Origin of the sequence: Nocardia cyriacigeorgica, from assembly GCF_005863245.1 — a bacterium.
Taxonomy (GTDB): domain Bacteria; phylum Actinomycetota; class Actinomycetes; order Mycobacteriales; family Mycobacteriaceae; genus Nocardia; species Nocardia cyriacigeorgica_C.
Genome location: NZ_VBUT01000007.1, coordinates 249597 through 269291 on the forward strand (window position 1 = coordinate 249597; position 19695 = coordinate 269291).

Genomic DNA, 19695 nt, shown 5'->3' on the forward strand with positions numbered 1-19695 from the left:
CGAAGAACGAAATGAGGCGAACACCTGCTGTGAGCAGCTCAACTTCCCAGTTCGGACAGAACCAGTGGCTAGTCGACGAGATGTATCAGAAGTTCAAGAACGATCCATCATCGGTCGACGCAAGTTGGCACGAGTTCCTCGCCGATTACACCCCCGACGCGTCCGGTGAGTCTCAGGCCGGTCAGCCGACGCCAGCGCAGGCACCCGCCCCGGCACCCGCGCAGGCAGCGACGGCCGCGCCGGTGAACTCGGCTCCGGCTCCCGCGCCAACGGCCGCCGCGCCCAAGGCTGCCGCCGCACCGCAGGCTCCGGCTCCGGCGCCGAAGCCCGCGGCCACGGCTCCGGCCGCCGCCGCGCCCGCCCCGCAGCAGGCGCGCGCCCCCAAGACCACCCCGGCGCCGACGTCCAACGCCGCGCCGACCGGCGGACCCAAGGCTGCCGCCCCGGCAGCCGACCAGACGAAGGTGCTGCGTGGTGCGGCAGCCGCGGTCGCCAAGAACATGTCCGCCTCGCTCAGCATCCCCACCGCGACCAGCGTCCGGGCCATCCCGGCCAAGCTGATGATCGACAACCGGCTGGTCATCAACAACCATCTGGCGCGCACCCGCGGTGGCAAGATCTCCTTCACCCACCTGCTCGGGTACGCCATCGTGCAGGCGGTCAAGGCGTTCCCGAACATGAACCGGCACTTCGCCGAGATCGACGGGAAGCCGCACTCGGTCACCCCCGCGCACACCAACCTCGGCCTCGCCATCGACCTGCCGGGCAAGGACGGCAACCGTTCGCTGGTCGTGGCCGCGATCAAGGGCTGCGAGGAGATGACCTTCGCGCAGTTCCACACCGCCTACGAAGACATCGTGCGCCGCGCCCGCGAGGGCAAGCTGACCGCCGAGGACTTCAGCGGCGTCACCATCTCGCTCACCAACCCCGGCACCATCGGCACCGTGCACTCGGTGCCGCGACTGATGTCGGGCCAGGGCGCGATCATCGGTGCGGGTGCCATGGAGTACCCGGCCGAGTTCCAGGGCATGAGCGATGAGCGCATCGCCGAGATCGGCGTCGGCAAGCTGATGACGCTGACCTCGACCTACGACCACCGCATCATCCAGGGCGCGGAATCCGGCGACTTCCTGCGCACCATCCACCAGCTGCTGATCTCCGACGAGTTCTACGACGAGATCTTCCACGGCCTCGGTGTGCCGTACGAGCCGGTGCGCTGGCGCAAGGACGTCAAGGAACGCGGCGTCGACAAGAGCACCCGCGTGCTCGAGATGATCGCCGCCTACCGCAACCGCGGCCACCTGATGGCCGACACCGACCCGCTGCGCCTGGTCAAGGACAAGTTCCGCAGCCACCCCGACCTCGACGTCACCCAGCACGGGCTGACCCTGTGGGACCTCGACCGCGAGTTCAACGTCGGCGGCTTCCACGGCCAGGAGCGGATGAAGCTGCGCGATGTGCTGTCGGTGCTGCGCGACTCCTACTGCCGCCACGTCGGCGTCGAGTACACCCACATCCTGGAGACCGACCAGCTCGAGTGGATCCAGGAGCGGGTCGAGCAGAAGCACGTCAAGCCGACCGTCGCCCAGCAGAAGTACATCCTGAACCGGCTGAACGCGGCCGAGGCATTCGAGACGTTCCTGCAGACCAAGTATGTCGGCCAGAAGCGGTTCTCGCTGGAAGGCGCCGAATCGGTCATCCCGATGATGGACGCGGTGATCGACCAGTGCGCCGAGCACAGCCTCGACGAGGTCGTCATCGGTATGCCGCACCGTGGCCGGCTCAACGTGCTGGCCAATATCGTCGGCAAGCCGTACTCGAAGATCTTCACCGAGTTCGAGGGCAACATGAACCCGGCGGCCACCCACGGCTCCGGCGACGTGAAGTACCACCTCGGTGCGCGCGGCACCTACCTGCAGATGTTCGGCGACAACGAGATCGAGGTCTCGCTCACCGCGAACCCCTCGCACCTCGAGGCCGTCGACCCGGTGCTCGAGGGCCTGGTCCGCGCCAAGCAGGACCTGCTGGACAAGGGCGACGGCCCCGAAGGCTTCTCGGTCATGCCGCTGATGCTGCACGGTGACGCCGCGTTCGCCGGCCAGGGCGTGGTCGCCGAGACGCTGAACCTGTCGGGTCTGCGCGGTTACCGCGTGGGCGGCACCATCCACATCGTGGTGAACAACCAGATCGGCTTCACCACCGCGCCGGAGAACAGCCGCTCCACCGAATACTCCACCGACATCGCGAAGTTCATCGGTGCGCCGATCTTCCACGTCAACGGTGACGACCCGGAGGCTTGCGACTGGGTCGCGCGCCTGGCGGTCGACTTCCGGCAGAAGTTCCGCAAGGACGTGGTCATCGACCTGATCTGCTACCGCCGTCGCGGCCACAACGAGGGCGACGACCCGTCGATGACCCAGCCGTACATGTACGACGTCATCGACACCAAGCGCTCGGTGCGCAAGAGCTACACCGAGAGCCTGATCGGCCGTGGCGATATCTCCATGAAAGAGGCCGAGGACGCGCTGCGCGACTACCAGGGCCAGCTGGAGCGCGTGTTCAACGAGGTCCGCGAACTGGAGAAATACTCGCCGGAGCCCAGCGAATCGGTCGAGGACGATCAGAAGGTGCCCGCGACGGTGCAGACCGCCGTGGACAAGTCGGTGCTGCAACGCATCGGCGACGCGTTCCTCAATGTGCCCGAGGGCTTCAACGTGCACCCGCGCGTCAAGCCGGTGCTGGAGAAGCGGCGCGAGATGGCCTACGAAGGCAAGGTCGACTGGGCCTTCGCCGAGCTGCTGGCCTTCGGCACGCTCATCGACGAGGGTCGCGCGGTCCGGTTGACCGGTCAGGACTCCCGTCGTGGCACGTTCACCCAGCGTCACGCGGTGATCATCGACCGCAAGACCGCCGAGGAGTACACCCCGCTGCACAACATCGGGTCCGCCAACCCGGGGTGGTTCGCCGTGCACGACTCGGCGCTGAGCGAATTCGCGGCCGTCGGCTTCGAATACGGCTACTCGCTGGGCAACCCGGACGCGCTGGTGCTGTGGGAGGCGCAGTTCGGTGACTTCGTCAACGGCGCGCAGTCCATCATCGACGAGTTCATCTCCTCCGGTGAGGCCAAGTGGGGTCAGCTGTCGGAGGTCGTGCTGCTGCTGCCGCACGGTCACGAGGGTCAGGGCCCGGACCACACCTCCGGTCGTATCGAACGCTTCCTGCAGCTGTGCGCGGAGGGTTCGATGACGGTGGCGGTGCCGTCCACCCCGGCGAACTACTTCCACCTGCTGCGCCGCCACGCCCTCGACGGCATCCGCCGTCCGCTGATCGTCTTCACCCCGAAGTCGATGCTGCGCAACAAGGCCGTGGTCAGCGATCTGAAGGACTTCACCGAGAGCAAGTTCCACTCGGTGTTCGACGAGCCCACCTACGAGCAGGGCATCGGCGATCGCGGCAAGGTCAAGCGGATCCTGCTGACCAGCGGCAAGCTCTACTACGAGCTGGCCGCAGCCAAGGCCAAGCAGAAGCGCGAGGATGTCGCCATCGTGCGCATCGAGCAGCTCTACCCGATGCCGAAGTTCCGCCTGAACGAGGCGCTGGCCGGTTACCCGAATGCCACCGACATCGCGTGGGTGCAGGAGGAGCCGGCCAACCAGGGTGCCTGGCCGTTCTTCGGCCTGAACCTGCCCGAGCTGCTGCCGGAGCGTTTCGGCAAGCTGCGCCGGATCTCGCGGCGTGCCATGTCGGCGCCGTCCTCGGGTTCGAGCAAGGTGCACGCGGTCGAGCAGGCCGAGATCATCGCCGAGGCGTTCGAGCCGATCGCCTGATCACCGGTCCGTCACCGACGCCGGGTCCGGAATCGCTCTCTCACCGAGTGATTCGGGCCCGGCGTCGGGCGTTTTCCGTCGGGATTCGCAGGTACGTGCCGCCCGGCCCGGACCTCGTGCCCGTCTCGACCGTGGTCGGCGGGTCGTGCCGGCACCGAAGCCGCCCATTCGCCCGTCCGAACCGTAGCCGTGCGGTTGGATGGGTTGGTGCTGCTCGATCTTCAACTGGATGCGCGCCCGGACCGATCGGGCGAACGCGCCCGCGCGCTCGTCGACGCCGGTGCCGCCGGCTTGTTCACCTTCGAGGGCCCACACGATGTCATGCTGCCGCTGGCCGCTGTGGCCGGACAGGTCGAGACCGATCTGATGACGAATGTCGCGATCGCCATCCCGCGCAGCCCGATGCATCTGGCGCATGCGGCCTGGGATCTACAGCTGATGTCGCGTGGGCGTTTCCGCCTCGGTCTCGGGTCACAGATCCGGCCGCATATCGAGAACCGTTACGGCGCAACGTGGTCGGCGCCCGCCGCGCGGATGCGCGAGATCGTGCTCGCCGTCCGTGCCATCCTGAACTCCTGGCAGGACGGCACCCGGCTCGACTTCCGCGGCGAACACACCCGCCACACCCTCATGCCGAAGACCTTCGTCCCCGGCCCGAATCCCTACGGTCCGCCGCCGGTGTTGCTCGGCGCCCTCGGCCCGCTGATGACCCGCACCGCCGCCGAGGTCGCCGACGGTCTGCTGGTCATGCCGTTCAATACGCACCGCCACTTCCGCGAACGCACCCTGCCTGCCGTCGCCGAGGGCCTGAAACGCGCGGGCCGCACCGAGTTTCCGATCTACCCGCAAGCCATCGTCGCCATGGGCCGCACCGACGAGGAATTGGCCGCCGCCTCCCGCGGCGTGCGCGGCCTACTCGCCTTCTACGGTTCCACCCCCGCCTATCGCCCCGTCCTCGACGTCGAAGGCTGGGGTGAGCTCCAACCCGAACTCAACGCCCTCTCCAAATCCGGCGACATCATGCAGATGTTCGACCGCATCTCCGACGACATGCTCGACACATTGGCAGTCCGCGGCACGCCGGAATCCTGTGCCGAAGAGATCTTGCGCCGTTTCGGCGATGTCGCGGAACGCGTGTGCTGCTACTTTCCCGGCTACGACCCGCCCATCGCCCACGTCAGCGCTCTCGCGCACGCGCTACGACGGGCGGAATCCGGACCGGAATCGGTGTCCGGATCCACCCGGCGGTGATCGCGAACCGGCTTACGCCGCAGGCAGGTAGCAGGTAGGTGGCGAGGTCTCATGCGAGCCGGTGACGCCCCCGCTGAGCGCGCACAGCAGCGCCTTCAGCAGCGGGGTGGCCGAACCGGAACTCGACCCCGTCGACTCCGAGACGGGAGCAGCCGAACCGGGCCGAACCGACGGCTCGGCCGCGGACTGCCCGGCGGCACCCGCCAGCACGACCACGGAAACCGCGGCCACGGCGGCGGAATTGACGATGATGCGCATTCTTCGACAGGTCCTTTCACCAAAGGCCTCCACCGTCCGCCGTGCTGACAGGCGGATCGGTGCTCCTGTGCGGAGTACGAGACCGGACCCAAGCTAATCGCGACCGGCCCACCGCGAACGCCCCAGCTTCTACTGGCAGGGTTTCCCCGGGCGGGTACCTGGCCGCCTCAGGACCGCAACGCCGCGGCGAGGGCGGGGTTGACGGCCATGGACAACGCCAGCAGCGATTCGACCAGCAGCTCGATCAGCTCGTCGCGGGTGATCGTCTCGTTGCGCAGCCACGACAGCGTCGATTCCTCGGTGAAGGCGATCCAGCCGCGCACCGCCAGCACCAAGCGGGGGTGGTCGCGTTCCTCGGGGGACATCGGAACCTGGGTGAGGATGATGTCGACGATGGCGTTGCGGGTTTGTTCGACCAGAGCGACGAGGTCGGGGCTGGAGCTGGCGGGGCCGCGCAGCAGCGCCAGGTACGAGGTGCGGTTCTCGCTGACGTAGTCGATGTAGCGGCTCACCGAATCGCGGAGCATGTCGAACAGGCCGAGGTCGGGGTCCGGGGCGACGCGCATCAGGAGTTCGGCGTTGGCGTGGCGTACGACCTCGAGCTGGAAGTCCTGCTTGGTGGGGAAATAGTGGAAGAGCAGACCACGCGAAATGCCTGCCTGAGCGGCGATTTCGCTGACCGAAATATCCTCGATGGCGCGCTCGCCCAGCATCTTGACGCCGAGCTCGATCAACTGCGCGCGCCGCTGGTCCGGGCTCAGCCGGACACGCTTGGCGGTTTCTCCCGGACTCGTGCTCACGCGACCATCCTACTGAACAAGGGTCAATACTATTGACTACGATTCAACAGAGCTGTTGACTGCTACTCAATAGGGCTCTAGTCTGAGTATATGAGTCGCAAGGTTACAGACAAAGCTGTCGCTAACCAGCCCACCCGCCATCTGCGGACGATCATCATCGGCAGCGGTTTCGCCGGCCTCGGCCTGGCCATCCGGCTGAGCCAACAGGGACGCCAGGATTTCCTGGTCCTGGAACGCGGCAACGACGTGGGCGGCACCTGGCGCGACAACACCTACCCGGGCGCCGCGTGCGATGTGCCCTCGCACCTGTACTCGTACTCCTTCGCGCTCAACCCGAACTGGTCGCGCTCGTTCTCCCGGCAGGGCGAGATCCAGGCCTACATCCAGGGCGTGGCCAAGAAGTACAACGTGCTCGACAAGCACATCTTCGACTGCGATGTCACCGGCGCTCGCTGGAACAACGACACCGCGCGCTGGGAGATCACCTCCTCGCAGGGCAACTTCACCGCCGACACCGTGGTCTCCGCGGTGGGCGCGCTGTGTGAGCCGAACCTGCCCGACATCAAGGGCATCAACAGCTTCGAGGGCGAGATCTTCCACTCCGCCCGCTGGAACCACGACGCCGACCTGACCGGCAAGCGCGTCGCCATCATCGGCACCGGCGCCTCGGCGATCCAGATCGTGCCCGCCATCGCGCCGAAGGTCGGCCACCTCGACGTCTACCAGCGCACCGCGCCGTGGCTGCTGCCCCGGCTGGACCGGCCGTATCTGAAGGCCGAGCAGTTGGCGTTCAAGTACATCCCCGGCGTGCAGAAGCTGTCCAGGGCCGCGATCTACGCCGCGCGCGAGACCCAGGTCGTCGGCTTGGCCAAGTTCCCCGCGCTGATGCAGGGCTTCGAGCTGCTGGCCAAGGCCAAGCTGCGCTACGAGATCCGCGATCCCGAGCTGCGTGCCAAGGTCACCCCGGACTTCCGGATCGGCTGCAAGCGCATGCTGATCTCCAACGACTACTACCCGGCGCTGGACCGCGACAACGTCGACGTGGTCACCGACGGTATCGCCGAGATCCGGCCGAACTCGATCGTCACCAAGGACGGCACCGAACGCGAGATCGACGCGCTGATCGTGGCCACCGGCTTCCACGTCACCGATTCGCCGACCTACGAGACCATTTTCGGCCGCGACGGCCGCAGCCTGACCGAGGTCTTCGACGAGATCGGCCAGCAGGGCTACAAGGGCTCCTCGATCGCGAACTTCCCGAATATGTTCTTCCTGCTCGGCCCGAATGTCGGGCTCGGTCACACCTCGATGGTGTACATGATCGAATCGCAGATCAACTACGTCGCCGACGCGCTGGCCACCTTCGACAAGCGGGATCTGCGTACCGTGGAGGTGCGCCGCGAGGTGCAGGACCGCTACAACGCCGAGTTGCAGAAGAAGCTGGCCAAGAGCGTCTGGATGACCGGCGGCTGCTCCAGCTGGTACCTGGACAAGCACGGCAACAACACCACGCTGTGGCCCGACTTCACCTTCGAATTCCGTAGGCTGACCAAGCAATTCGACGTCGAGGCCTACAACACGACGACCGACGACAACTCCACTCGCCCCGACCTGAAAGTGGTGGCAGCCCAGTGAGCAAGGACGCTTACTTCCGTAACAAGGTATGTGTGATCACCGGTGCCGGTTCCGGTATCGGACGTGCGCTGGCCCTCGATCTGGCCCGCCGCGGCGCCAAGCTGGCGCTGTCGGACATCGACACCGACGGGCTCGCCGAGACCGTCCGCCTGGTCGAACAGCTGGGCGCGCAGGTGAAGTCGGACCGGCTCAATGTGGCCGAGCGTGAAGCGGTGCTGCTCTACGCCGACGCGGTCAAGGAGCATTTCGGCGTCGTGCACCAGGTGTACAACAACGCCGGTATCGCCCACCACGGCGATGTGGTCAAGACCGAGTTCAAGGACTTCGACCGGGTCATGGACGTCGACTTCTGGGGTGTCGTCAACGGCACCAAGGCGTTCCTGCCGTACCTGATCGAGTCCGGCGAGGGCCACGTGGTGAACGTGTCCAGCCTGTTCGGCCTGATCTCGGTGCCCGGCCAGAGTGCCTACAACGCGGCGAAGTTCGCCGTCCGTGGCTTCACCGAGGCGCTGCGCCAGGAGATGATCGTGGCCAAGACGCCGGTCGAGGTGACCTGTGTGCATCCCGGCGGCATCAAGACCGCCGTGGCCCGCAACGCCACCTACGCCGAGGGCATCGACGGCAAGAACGCCAGCACGATGTTCGACAAGTACCTCGCCATTCACTCCCCGGAAATGGCCGCCAAGACCATCACCGAGGGTGTGCGCCGCAAGCACGGCCGGGTGCTGATCGGCTGGGAAGCGAAGTTCCTCGACCTGTACGTGCGGGTCCTGGCCTCGGGCTACCAGCGCATCTCGGCCACGGTCGAGCGCCGGTTCCTGCCCTGAACCGGGGACAACGATGCGTGATATCGCCATTCCGCTCCCGGTGGCGCGTACGATCCTGAGCCCGGTCTATCGGGCCACGCTCAACGATCGGCTGCCCTGGAAACTGCAACGACTCCTGCTGGACGCCGGATCGCGCTTGCAGCCCGCACCCGCGGGCACCCGGATCGAACGGATCCAGCTCGCCGGGCGGCCCGCGGACCGCTTCACCACGGCCACCCCCGGTGACGGCGCCGTGCTCTACCTGCACGGCGGCGGCTACGCGGTCGGTTCGCTGGCCACTCACCGGTCGCTGACGGCCCGGCTGGCACATGAAACCGAGTGCGCGGTCTACTCGCTGGACTACCGGCTCGCGCCCGAGCATCCGTTCCCGGCCGGCCTCGACGACGCCGAGGCCGCGTTCCTGGAACTCGTCGACGCGCACGGCTACTCCCCCGGCCAGATCGCCATCTCCGGCGATTCGGCCGGCGGCGGACTGGCCATGGCCACCGCCCAGCGGCTGATCGCGCGGCACGGCTACACCCCGGCCGCGCTCGGGCTGATCGCACCGTGGACCGATCCGAACGAAATCCCGGAACGGCACCGCGATCTGGTGATCAGCAAGCCGTGGTCGCGCGCCTGCGCGGCGGCCTATCTGGGCGGCGGCGACAACAACGATCCGGGCTATGCACCGCTGCTCGGTGAGCTGCGCGGGCTGCCGCCGACCTACGTCCAGGTCGACGTCAGCGAGCTGCTGCACCCGCAGTGCGTGCGGTTGGCGGCGGCGCTGCGGGAAGCCGGCGTCACGGTCGCCTTCACCGAGAGCCGCGGCCTCTGGCATGTGGCACAGCTGCAGGCCGCGCTGGTCGGTCCGGCCTCGGCCGTGCTGCGCGAAATGGCGGAGTTCTTGGCCGAAGCCATACGCCCGGCGCATATCCGCGATCTAGGATGATCCCGCTTCGGTCCGTATCCGCTCGTCATCGAGCGGATACGGACCTATTTGCGGTGGTCGACGTCACGGCCGCGGTGCAGGTGCCGTAAATTACTGATGAGTTAACCCACGTGGAAGGGCCATGATGCGAGAGTTCGAAGCCCCGGCTTCCTACACCATCCCGGAAGACGCCAACAATTCCGATAATGTGTTCCGCCATGCGGAGCAGTCGCCGAACGCGGTGCTGTTCCAGGTGCCGAACGGCAGCGGCGGCCTGCGGGATGTGACCGCGACGGAATTCGCGAAGACCGTCACCGGGGTGGCCAAGGGCATCATCGCCTCCGGCATCGAACTCGGTGACCGCGTCGCCATCATGTCGGCCACCCGCTACGAGTGGGCCGTGCTCGACTTCGCGATCTGGGCGGCCGGTGCGTGCACCGTCGCCATCTACGACAGCTCGGCCGCCGAGCAGGCCAAGTGGATCCTGCAGGATTCGGCCACCAAGCTGCTGGTTGTCGAGAACGACAAGCACCGCGCCACCATCGACGAGATCGAATCCGGTTCGCTGCCGGAGCTGAAGGAGATCTCCCAGATCGACAAGGGCGCCATCGACGAGCTGATCAGCCGCGGCGCCGACCTCGACGACCAGGTGGTGCACGAGCGTCGCGCGCAGGTCGGCGCGTCCTCGCCGGCCACCCTGATCTACACCTCGGGCACCACCGGCCGCCCCAAGGGCGTCATGCTCACCCACGCGAACCTGTGGGCGGAGTCGAAGTCCGACCGCATCGCGCTGGGCAAGTTCATCGTCGAGGGCAAGAAGACCCTGCTGTTCCTGCCGCTGGCGCACGTGTTCGCCCGCGCGGTGGCACTGGCCGCCTTCGACGCGAAGGTGATCGTCGCGCACACCTCGGACTGGACCACCCTGGTCGACCAGTTCGCCAGCTTCAAGCCGCACTTCATCCTCTCGGTGCCGCGCGTGTTCGAGAAGGTGTTCAACAGCGCCAAGCAGAAGGCGCACGACGGCGGCAAGGGCAAGATCTTCGACGCGGCCGCCGAGACCGCCATCGCCTACAGCGAGGGCCTCGACTCCGGTGGTCCCGACCTGGTCACCAAGATCAAGCACTTCGTCTTCGACAAGCTGGTCTACAGCAAGCTGCGGGTGGCCCTCGGCGGTCAGTGTGAGGCCGCGGTCTCCGGCGGCGGCCCGCTGGGTGCGCGCCTGGGCCACTTCTTCCGTGGCGTCGGCGTCACCATCTACGAGGGCTACGGCCTGACCGAGACCACCGCGGCCATCACGGTGAACACCCCCGAGCACATCCGCGTCGGCTCGGTCGGGCGCCCGATCGAGGGCCATGCGGCCAAGATCGCCGAGGACGGCGAGCTGCTGCTCAAGGGTTCGGTCGTGTTCGACGGCTACTGGGGCAACGCCGAGGCCACCGAGGAGGCCTTCGAGGACGGCTGGTTCAAGACCGGCGACCTCGGCGCCATCGACGCCGACGGCTTCGTCACCATCACCGGCCGCAAGAAGGAAATCATCGTCACCGCGGGCGGCAAGAACGTCTCCCCCGCGCTGCTCGAGGATTCGCTGCGCGCGCATCCGCTGATCAGCCAGGTGATGGTGGTCGGTGACGGCCAGCCGTTCGTCGGCGCGCTGATCACCCTCGATCCCGAGGCGCTGCCGGGCTGGAAGGAACGCAACGGCGTTGCCGCCGACACTCCGATCGAGAAGCTGGTGGAGAACCCGGCGCTGGTCGCCGAGATCGACGCGGCGGTCGCCGAGACCAACAAGAAGGTCTCCAAGGCCGAGCAGATCAAGAAGACCCGCATCCTGACCGTCGACTGGACCCAGGAGACCGGCGAGCTGACCCCGAAGATGTCGCTCAAGCGCGCCGTGGTGATGAAGCAGTACGCCTCCGAGGTCGAGAAGATCTACAGCTGACTCCTTCTGACACACAACAGGCGCCGGCAGCTTTCGCTGCCGGCGCCTTTGTCGTAGCTACTCGAATCCGATTCAGGGAGTGAGTGATTCGGCCTTGGCCCGTTCGGTGGGCGGCTGCGGCGGGGCGGCGACGCCCGGTCGCAGGAACAGCACCGAGGCAAGCACACCGATCAGCAGGATCGCCGCGGGCAGGTAGGTCGAATCCGCCAGCGCCGAGCTGAACGCCTCCTTGACCGGTTCCGGGATCGGGCCCGCGGTGCCTTCACCGGCGGGCGCGTCGCCCAGCCCGTTGGCCGCCATGCGTGCCGCGATCAGCGCGCTGATCGCCGCGCTACCGAGCACCGCGCCCACCTGACGGGTGGTGTTGTAGATGCCGGCGCCCGCGCCGGCCTTCTGCACGGGCAGGTTGTGCGTCGCGGTGGTGGCCAGCGGCGCCCAGATGAACGCGTTGGCGAAACCGGCCAGACCAGCGGCGACCAGGAACCAGATGATGTCGGAATCCGGGGTCATCAGCTGCGCGAACCAGGCCACCGAGATCGCGAACAAGGTGAAGCCGATGGTCGGCACCACCCGCGGATGCAGCCGACCCGCGAACTTGCCGACGAACGGCGCCATCACGCCGGTGATGATCGCCATCGGCGCGAACACCAGCGCCGATTCCGTCGGTGACATCTCCCGGACGGCTTGCAGATAGAAGTAGGACGGCACCATCACCGCCGTCGTCGCCGCGCCCATGGCGGCGATGGCCAGGTTGGACAGGCCGAAGTTGCGGTCGCGGAACAGGCTCAACGGCACCAGCGGTTCACCGGTATTGCGCGCCTGATTGACGATGAACAGCGCGAGCACCACCACGCCCGCGCCGATCAGCAGCCAGATCCGCAGCGACCAGTCGTAGGTGTTGCCTTCCTGGATGCCGAACACCAGCAGCGCCATGCCGATGCCGCTGAGCACCACACCGGGGATGTCGAACTTGTGCGCATGCGTCTCCAGCGCCGGCACCAGCTTCCAGGCCAGCACGAACGCGACGATGCCGACCGGAACGTTGACGAAGAAGATCCACTCCCAGCCGAGGTTGTCGACCAGCACTCCGCCGAGGATCGGCCCGACCAGCGTGGCCAGGCCCGCCACACCGCCCCACAGGCCCATGGCCGCGCCGCGCTTGTCCGGCGGGAAGGTGCGGGTGATGACGGCCATGGTCTGCGGCGTCATCAGCGCCGCGCCCAGACCCTGCACCGCGCGGGCCGCGATCAGCATCTCGATGGTCCCCGACAGCCCGCACCACAGCGAGGCGAGGGTGAACACCGACAGGCCGATCAGATAGATGTTCTTGGGCCCGAAGCGGTCGCCGAGGCGCCCGGTGATCAGCAGCGGCACCGCGTAGGTCAGCAGGTAGGCGCTGGTCACCCAGATGACCTGGGAGATGTCGGCGTGCAGGCTGTCGAGGATGGCCGGGTTGGCGACCGCGACGATCGTGACATCCAGCAGGATCATGAAGAACCCGACGACCAGCGCCGACAGCGCTAACCACGGATTACGTTGAGTGGACATCGGTTTCGTTCCTAACTCGGATGTGGATGACGAGCGACGGCGTTGTCGGAGTCGGTGTGGATGGTTCAGGAGGCGGTCGGCTCGTCGATGTCGCCGGCCTCGGGCAGCCATGGCTGGAAATCGCAGGCCTCGGCACGTTCGCCGGTGACGGGATCGAATTCCTCCCACGGCAGTGCGCCGCTGTCGAGTTCGCCGACCAGCTGCTCGACCCATTCGATCTCGGTGCGCAGCGTGGCCCGCAGGTACGGCAGCACGATCCAGTAGCGGCGTGGCACCTGTTTGCGTTCGGCGGCGGCGATCATCGTCTCGATCTCGGCCGATTGCCCGGCGAGGTGGTCGATGCGTTCCCGCAGCAAGGCCAGGACCTCGGGTTTGGGCAGGTTGTGCGCCTCACCGAGGGCGACCGGGAACAGTGGATACTCCGGCAGCGGCGTGCGCAGCAGCTCAGCGACCCGGGCGCGCAGGGTCGCGCGCCCCTCGGCGGTGATCCGGTAGGTGGTGCGTTCGGGCCGGTTGCCGGCCCGGTCGATCCCCTCGGCGCGCACCAGTTCCTGCTCGGCCAGCCGGGTGACCACGTGGTAGAGCGAGCCGGGCCGCACCTTGACCAGTTTGTCCTCATGCCGCAGGACCAGCATTTGGTACATCTCGTACGGGTGCATGGGCCGCTCTTCGAGCAGGGCGAGCACAGCGATGGCCAGCGGGGTGACCGTTGCGCCGACGCGCTGCCCCATGGTGTCCCCTTTCCGGGCGTGCGCCCATGACTCGCGGGATTCCGGCGAGCGTCACGCACCCTATCGGCGAGCAACGACATATTCCGTGTGAAATATTCCAGCTGGAATATACGGCGCGGAAGTCAGAGGAAGCAAGGGGCGAACCCTAGCGAGACCACACGATGGCGCGCGGTGGCTGCCCCGGGCCCGGTCCGATGCGCTGGGCGGTCGAGGCGACGACGGTCGAAGCCGAGGGCGCGGCGCAGGCGGCGCGGCAGGGGACCTATCCGTCAGAGACCGTGGTCGTCGAGCCAGGTGCGGGCCAGCTCAGCGGGGCTGGCCTGCTCATCGCGTACCGCGGCGATCATCGCGGTCAATCGGTCGGTGGTGAGCTCACCGGCGACGTAGTTCAGCTTCTCCCACTCGCGATCGTCCAGCGCGCCCTTGCGCACCACAGCGACCGGGTTTTCCGAGCGCAGGGCGTTGTCGTCGTCGGACAGCACGCGCAGGCCCTCGGTCGCACGGGGTGCGAGTTCGACGGGACCAGCCAGCAGCCCGATCTGGATCCTGCCTTCTATCAGCGCTTTTCGCAGTTCGTCAGGATCGGCGAAGGTCTGGGTCGACGCGAAGTCGCAGCCATCGATCCGCAGCGCGGGCGGCGGCGCGCTCAGCAGGCCCGGCACCGGCGCCACACCCGCGGACGACGACGGGCAGCGCGGCGTGAGGTCCGCGACGGACTCGATCGGCGCGTTCGCGTTCACCAGCACACCCGCGCGCAGATCCGCACCATCGGCGGCGTCGGTGACGACCAGCCCCTCCGGCAGCGATCGATTCAGCTCGCGGGTCACCTCATCGGTGTTCCACGCCGTCGCGTTGCTCGCCAGCTCGCCCAGCAACGCGCCGTTGTGCTCGCCGACCAACGTCACCGTGCCCGCGTCGAGGGCCGCCATCCGGTCCGCGCGACTACCGAGGCCGGGTGCGACCACGACACGAGCGCCGGTGCGGGCCAGCGCCTGGGCGTAGATCTCGGCCAGCAGCACCGACTCCGCGCTGTCGCCCGCGCCGACCACCAGCGGTTCGGGCGCGGAATCATCGCCGCAGGACACCGCCACCGTCGCCAGTGCGACGACCACGATCCGGGCCAGCACCCGCAGCGGCGCGGCAAGCACCATCGGCGCGACACCAACTTTCCGAAGCCGAGGACTGGCCCACATCGACGGCGTCGGCGGGCACTATGGTCAGTGGAGAATGTACCGGTGGCCACCGGGCACCGGGATCGCGCACTGCCGGCCTGCGGAAGGACCCACGTGACACCGACTCCCGCCCCCGACGGCGCCCGGGTGGGGCGCACCGCCCTGCGGCTCACGCGCACCGCCGCCCGCCTCGTGTTCGCCGCCGCCGCACTGGCCGCCGCGATGATCGTGTCGTCGTGCGGTAACTCCGATCCGCTGGCAGGCCAGGGCAGCTGCGAGGGCGACACGCTCATCGCCGGCTCGGCGAACTTCCCCGAATCCGAGACCCTGGCGAACGTGTACGCGGAGACGTTGCGGGTCAACGGGTTCAGTGTGGATACCAAGCTGAACATCGGCAGCCGCGAGGCCTATATCCCGGCTCTGCGCCAGTGCGCCATCTCGCTCATCCCGGAATACACCGGCAACCTGCTGCAATACCTGGAGCCCGACAGCACGGCCACCCAGCCCGCCGAGATCGATCGCGAACTGAACACCGCCATCGGCACCGATCTGGCGCTCGGCGCGCCTGCCCCCGGCCAGAATTCCGACGCCGTGGTGGTCACCCGCGCGACCGCCGAGCGGTGGAACCTGCGCACCATCGCGGATCTGGCACCGCATTCGGCCGAGGTGAAGTTCGGCGCGCCCGCCGAATTCCAGGAGCGTCCGGTCGGGCTGCCCGGTCTGAAGCAGAACTACGGCCTCGATATCAGCCCCGGCAATTTCGTGCCGATCGCCGACGGCGGCGGCCCGGCCACCGTGCGCGCCCTGGTGGACGGCCAGGTCACCGCGGCCAATATCTTCACCACCTCGCCCGCCATCGCCGCCAACGACCTGGTGGTGCTGGAGGATCCGAAGTCGAATTTCCCGGCGCAGAACGTGATTCCGCTGGTGAACGCGGCCGAGCGCACCGACGCGCTGATCGCGGTGCTGAACGCGGTCTCGGCCAAACTGACGACCGACCAGTTGATCGCGCTCAACGAGTCGGTCTCCGGTGACACCAAGACCGAGCCCGCCGCCGCGGCGAAGAATTGGGTCGTGGCCCAGGGCCTGAACCGGCCGATCGGATAGCCGCCGGTGTCCGATATCGAGTTCCGATCCGTCAGCAAGACCTATCCCGGCGGCACTCACGCGGTCAGCGATCTGGACCTGCACATTCCGTCCGGCACCTTCACCGTGTTCGTCGGGCCGTCCGGGTGCGGCAAGACCACGTCGATGCGGATGATCAACCGGATGATCACCCCCAGCGCGGGCAGTATCACCATCGACGGGCGCGATATCGCGACCGTCGACCCGGTGAAACTGCGGCTCGGCATCGGGTACGTCATCCAGAGCGGCGGGCTGCTGCCGCACCGCACCGTCCTCGACAATGTCGCCACCGTCCCGGTGCTGCGCGGCGACTCCCGCCGGGCCGCTCGCGCCGCAGCGCTGGAGGTGCTCGACCGGGTCGGCCTCGATCGCGGGCTGGCCTCGCGGTATCCGGCACAGCTGTCGGGCGGGCAGCAGCAGCGGGTGGGCGTCGCGCGGGCCTTGGCGGCGGACCCGCCGATTCTGCTGATGGATGAGCCGTTCAGCGCCGTCGACCCGGTCGTGCGCGCCGAATTGCAGGTCGAAATGCAAAGGCTGCAAGCGCAATTGCGCAAGACCATCGTGTTCGTCACCCACGACATCGACGAGGCCATCACCCTCGGCGATCGGGTCGCGGTCTTCGGTCGCGGCGCCGTGCTCCAGCAATACGATCCGCCGCAGCGGGTACTGGCGCAGCCTGCCACCGATTTCGTCGCCGACTTCGTCGGACGCGACCGCGGCTATCGCGGACTGTCCTTCCGTGCCGCCGATACCGTGCCGCTGCACGAGATCCGCACCGTGACCGAAGCCGAGATCAGCGGGCTACGGCTGGCGCCGGGCGAATGGGCGCTACTCACCGACGCCGACGGACGGCCCGGCGGCTGGATCGATATCACCGGCGTGGAATCGGTGCGCGCGGGAAAGTCACCGGCCGACAGCATCTCCGCGGGCGGTTCGCTGTTCACCCCGTCCGGTGATCTGCGCCAGGCGCTGGACGCGGCGATCTCCTCACCCTCGGGAATCGGGGTGGCCGTGGACGATTCGGGTGCGGTGCGCGGCGGCATCCTCGCCACCGAGGTAGTGGCACAACTGGCCGAGCAGCGCGCCGCCGAGGACGCCGCCCGCAACCGCGCCTTCCTGGACGAGGAGCGGGTGCGGTGACGGCGCGGACCCGCCGATGAGGTACCTCGTCGACAACTTCGGTGAAATCATGGGTTTCACCCGCACCCACCTGTATCTGGCGCTGCTGCCGCTGCTGATCGGCCTGGTCATCGCGATCCCGGTCGGCGCGCTGGTACGGCGGGTGCGATGGTTGCGCCGGGCGACGGTGACCGTGGCAGGGCTGGCGTATACGGTGCCGTCGCTGGCCTTGTTCGTGATCATTCCGCCGCTGGCCGGGATTTCCACGATCGATCCGCTCAACGTCGTCATCGCGCTCGCGGTGTATTCGACGGCGCTGCTGGTGATCGCGGTGCCCGCGGCGCTGGATTCGGTGCCGGCCCATATCGTCGACGCGGCCGAGGCGGTGGGGTTCAGCCCGCTGCGGCGCACGCTGACCGTCGAGATGCCGCTGGCCGTCCCGGTGTTCGTCTCCAGCCTGCGGGTCGTGGTGGTCACCAATATCGCCATGGTGTCGGTGGGAGCGCTGATCGGAGCCGGTGGTCTCGGCAAGCTGTTCACGCAGGGCTACCAGCGTGACTATCCGGACGAGATCGTCGCGGGCATCATCGTGACGCTGGTGCTCGCGCTGATCTTCGACCGCCTGGTGTACGCGCTCGGCCGCTGGGCCACACCGTGGCTGCGCGCGGACTCCCGGCGCGCACACCGGAAAGGCGCTGCCGCATGAACCTTTTCCTGGACGCCTGGGCCTATTTCACCGATGGCGCGAACTGGGGCGGGCCCACCGGCATCGAACACCGTCTCGCCGAACACCTCTGGTACAGCTTCCTGGCAGTAGCGTTGTCGGCGGTGATCGCGGTGCCGGTGGGCCTGGTCATCGGGCATACCCGGCGGGGTTCGGCACTGGTGGTCGGGTTCGCCAATGCCATGCGGGCGCTGCCGACGCTCGGCCTGCTCACCTTCATGGTGCTGCTGCTCGGCCTCGGCCTGATCCCGCCGCTGCTGGCGCTGATCACCGTCGGGATCCCGCCACTGCTGGCTGGGGCATATGCCGGGGTCGCCAATGTCGCCGACGATGTGGTCGACGCCTCCCGCGCCATGGGAATGACCGAACGCCAGATCCTGCTGCGGGTGGAAGTCCCGAATGCCCTGCCCATCCTGATCACCGGCCTGCGCGGCGCCACCCTCCAGGTGGTCGCCACCGCCACCATCGCCGCCTACGTCAACCTGGGCGGACTCGGCCGCTACATCTTCGACGGCATCGGCCTCTACCGCTACGACCGCGTGCTGGTGGGCGCGGTGCTGGTCGCGCTGCTCGCCATGGTCCTCGACGGGCTGCTGGCCTTCACCGCTTGGGCGACCACACCGGGCACACATCGCCTGCGGCGCGGCCGGAACCTCCGCACGTCGTAAGCCGGCACGCATTCACAACCAGTGGTTGCGGTGGAAAATCACATACAAGCTGCCGCAGACGGACAGAATCACCGCCCATACCGCCGGATATCCCCACACCGTCTTCAACTCCGGCATGTGCTCGAAATTCATGCCGTAGATACCGGCGATCATCGTCGGCACCGCCGCGATGGCGACCCACGCGGAAATCTTGCGCATATCGGTGTTCTGCTGCACGGCGATCTTGGCCAGCGCGGCATTGATCAGCGAGCCGAGCGATTCGTCGAAATCGACGATGCGGTCGGAAACGGTGGTGTGATGGTCGGCCACATCGCGGAAATACCGCCGGATCTCCTTCGGCAGCGGCAGATCGGTGTTCTGGCTGAGGATCTGCAAGGGCACACCCAACGGGCTGACCGCTCGCCGCAGCTCCACCACCTCACGTTTGAGCTGATAGATCGACTCGACGCCGACCCGGCTGCGCGGGGTGAAGACCTCTTCTTCCATCTCGTCGATATCGTCTTCGATCGACTGCACCACTTCGAGATAGTTGTCGACGACGTAATCGGCGATGGCGTGCAGAACCGCCCCCGGCCCCAGCCGCAGCCGGTCCGGATCGGCCTCCAATTCCCGGCGCAGGGCGGCGAGACCGGAATGCTCGCCGTGCCGCACCGCGACCACGAAATCGGGTCCGGTGAAAATCATCAGCTCGCCGGTCTCGACGATTTCGCTGACCGAATTCATATCGTGTTCGTGATAGGCGACCGGGCGCAGCACCAGCACCAATGTGTCGTCGTAGCGTTCGAGCTTGGGCCGCTGGTGGGCGTGCACGGCGTCTTCGACGGCCAGGGCGTGCAATCCGAAGGTGTGCGCGATATCGGTCATCTGCGCCTCGTCGGGATCGTGCACACCCAGCCAGACGAAGCCTTCCCCCCTGCCGCGCACCTCCGCCAAGGCCGCCTCATGTGTGAAATGCCCTGGCAGCCGCACACCGTCGACGTACACCGCGCAGTCCACGATCGCCCGTGCGGTCGGAACCGGGATGCGTGGCAGCGGAGCCGGGGTCTTGGCCGGACCACGAAAGTACGGCAGTGGCGGAATAGATGGCACCGGTCGATGCTACGTCCGCGACGGGACGGGCACGGCGCACCGGCCGGACATGGGCACAGCCCGCCGATCACGCAC

16 protein-coding genes are annotated in these 19695 nt (G+C 67.5%); 10 read left to right on the forward strand and 6 right to left on the reverse strand.

Going from position 1 to position 19695, the window contains the following annotated elements:
* Positions 1–11 precede the first annotated feature (11 nt).
* Entirely contained in the window at positions 12–3827 is a 3816-nt protein-coding gene (locus FEK34_RS19475; protein WP_171048286.1) for a multifunctional oxoglutarate decarboxylase/oxoglutarate dehydrogenase thiamine pyrophosphate-binding subunit/dihydrolipoyllysine-residue succinyltransferase subunit, read from the forward strand.
* 207 nt (positions 3828–4034) lie between these two features.
* Positions 4035–5078 carry a TIGR03617 family F420-dependent LLM class oxidoreductase gene (locus FEK34_RS19480; RefSeq protein WP_138449552.1) on the forward strand — a complete coding sequence of 348 codons (1044 nt, stop codon included), beginning with the start codon at positions 4035–4037 and terminating at the stop codon, positions 5076–5078.
* Between the two features lie 12 nt (positions 5079–5090).
* On the opposite strand, the gene FEK34_RS19485 is transcribed toward FEK34_RS19480, so the two are convergent.
* Both FEK34_RS19485 and FEK34_RS19490 read right to left on the reverse strand, forming a co-directional pair.
* Positions 5091–5336, reverse strand: coding sequence for a hypothetical protein (locus FEK34_RS19485; RefSeq protein WP_138449554.1), 246 nt, complete (start codon positions 5334–5336; stop codon positions 5091–5093).
* Positions 5337–5503: 167 nt separating this feature from the next.
* Positions 5504–6136 (reverse strand): TetR/AcrR family transcriptional regulator, encoded by a 633-nt coding sequence (locus FEK34_RS19490; RefSeq protein ID WP_138449557.1) that lies wholly within the window; start codon positions 6134–6136, stop codon positions 5504–5506.
* 90 nt (positions 6137–6226) lie between these two features.
* Between FEK34_RS19490 and FEK34_RS19495 the strand changes: the two genes are divergently transcribed.
* From FEK34_RS19495 to FEK34_RS19510, 4 genes are all read left to right on the forward strand, one after another.
* Positions 6227–7771 (forward strand): flavin-containing monooxygenase, encoded by a 1545-nt coding sequence (locus FEK34_RS19495; RefSeq protein WP_138449559.1) that lies wholly within the window; start codon positions 6227–6229, stop codon positions 7769–7771.
* Entirely contained in the window at positions 7768–8598 is an 831-nt protein-coding gene (locus FEK34_RS19500) for an SDR family NAD(P)-dependent oxidoreductase (protein WP_138449561.1), read from the forward strand. The genes FEK34_RS19495 and FEK34_RS19500 overlap by 4 nt, the downstream gene beginning before the upstream one ends.
* Before the next feature lie 13 nt (positions 8599–8611).
* Positions 8612–9526: an alpha/beta hydrolase gene (locus tag FEK34_RS19505; protein ID WP_138449564.1), complete on the forward strand. Its 915-nt coding sequence runs from the start codon at positions 8612–8614 to the stop codon at positions 9524–9526.
* Between the two features lie 124 nt (positions 9527–9650).
* Positions 9651–11444 carry an AMP-dependent synthetase/ligase gene (locus FEK34_RS19510; RefSeq protein WP_138449896.1) on the forward strand — a complete coding sequence of 598 codons (1794 nt, stop codon included), beginning with the start codon at positions 9651–9653 and terminating at the stop codon, positions 11442–11444.
* A 72-nt stretch (positions 11445–11516) separates the two neighbouring features.
* Here FEK34_RS19510 and FEK34_RS19515 read toward each other — a convergent pair whose 3' ends face one another.
* The 3 genes from FEK34_RS19515 to FEK34_RS19525 form a co-directional block, all read right to left on the reverse strand.
* Complete coding sequence (locus tag FEK34_RS19515) at positions 11517–12992, reverse strand: DHA2 family efflux MFS transporter permease subunit (RefSeq protein ID WP_138449566.1); 1476 nt, start codon at positions 12990–12992, stop codon at positions 11517–11519.
* A 65-nt stretch (positions 12993–13057) separates the two neighbouring features.
* A complete protein-coding gene (locus FEK34_RS19520) occupies positions 13058–13723 on the reverse strand; it encodes a PadR family transcriptional regulator (RefSeq protein WP_138449568.1) in 666 nt (221 codons plus the stop codon).
* 269 nt (positions 13724–13992) lie between these two features.
* Positions 13993–14874 (reverse strand): glycine betaine ABC transporter substrate-binding protein, encoded by an 882-nt coding sequence (locus FEK34_RS19525; protein WP_138449570.1) that lies wholly within the window; start codon positions 14872–14874, stop codon positions 13993–13995.
* Between the two features lie 183 nt (positions 14875–15057).
* On the opposite strand from FEK34_RS19525, the gene FEK34_RS19530 reads away from it, so the two are divergent.
* The 4 genes from FEK34_RS19530 to FEK34_RS19545 are packed head-to-tail and all read left to right on the forward strand — an operon-like array spanning position 15058 to position 18531.
* Positions 15058–16002 carry an ABC transporter substrate-binding protein gene (locus tag FEK34_RS19530; RefSeq protein WP_432760971.1) on the forward strand — a complete coding sequence of 315 codons (945 nt, stop codon included), beginning with the start codon at positions 15058–15060 and terminating at the stop codon, positions 16000–16002.
* A gap of 6 nt (positions 16003–16008) precedes the next feature.
* Positions 16009–17160 (forward strand): ABC transporter ATP-binding protein, encoded by a 1152-nt coding sequence (locus tag FEK34_RS19535; protein ID WP_138449572.1) that lies wholly within the window; start codon positions 16009–16011, stop codon positions 17158–17160.
* 16 nt (positions 17161–17176) lie between these two features.
* Positions 17177–17845 (forward strand): ABC transporter permease, encoded by a 669-nt coding sequence (locus FEK34_RS19540; RefSeq protein WP_138449573.1) that lies wholly within the window; start codon positions 17177–17179, stop codon positions 17843–17845.
* Positions 17842–18531, forward strand: coding sequence for an ABC transporter permease (locus FEK34_RS19545; RefSeq protein WP_138449574.1), 690 nt, complete (start codon positions 17842–17844; stop codon positions 18529–18531). Before FEK34_RS19540 ends, FEK34_RS19545 begins: the two co-directional genes overlap by 4 nt.
* A gap of 12 nt (positions 18532–18543) precedes the next feature.
* Here the strand turns inward: FEK34_RS19545 and FEK34_RS19550 are convergent, their stop codons facing one another.
* Positions 18544–19620: a magnesium and cobalt transport protein CorA gene (locus FEK34_RS19550; RefSeq protein ID WP_138449576.1), complete on the reverse strand. Its 1077-nt coding sequence runs from the start codon at positions 19618–19620 to the stop codon at positions 18544–18546.
* Positions 19621–19695: the final 75 nt, after the last annotated feature.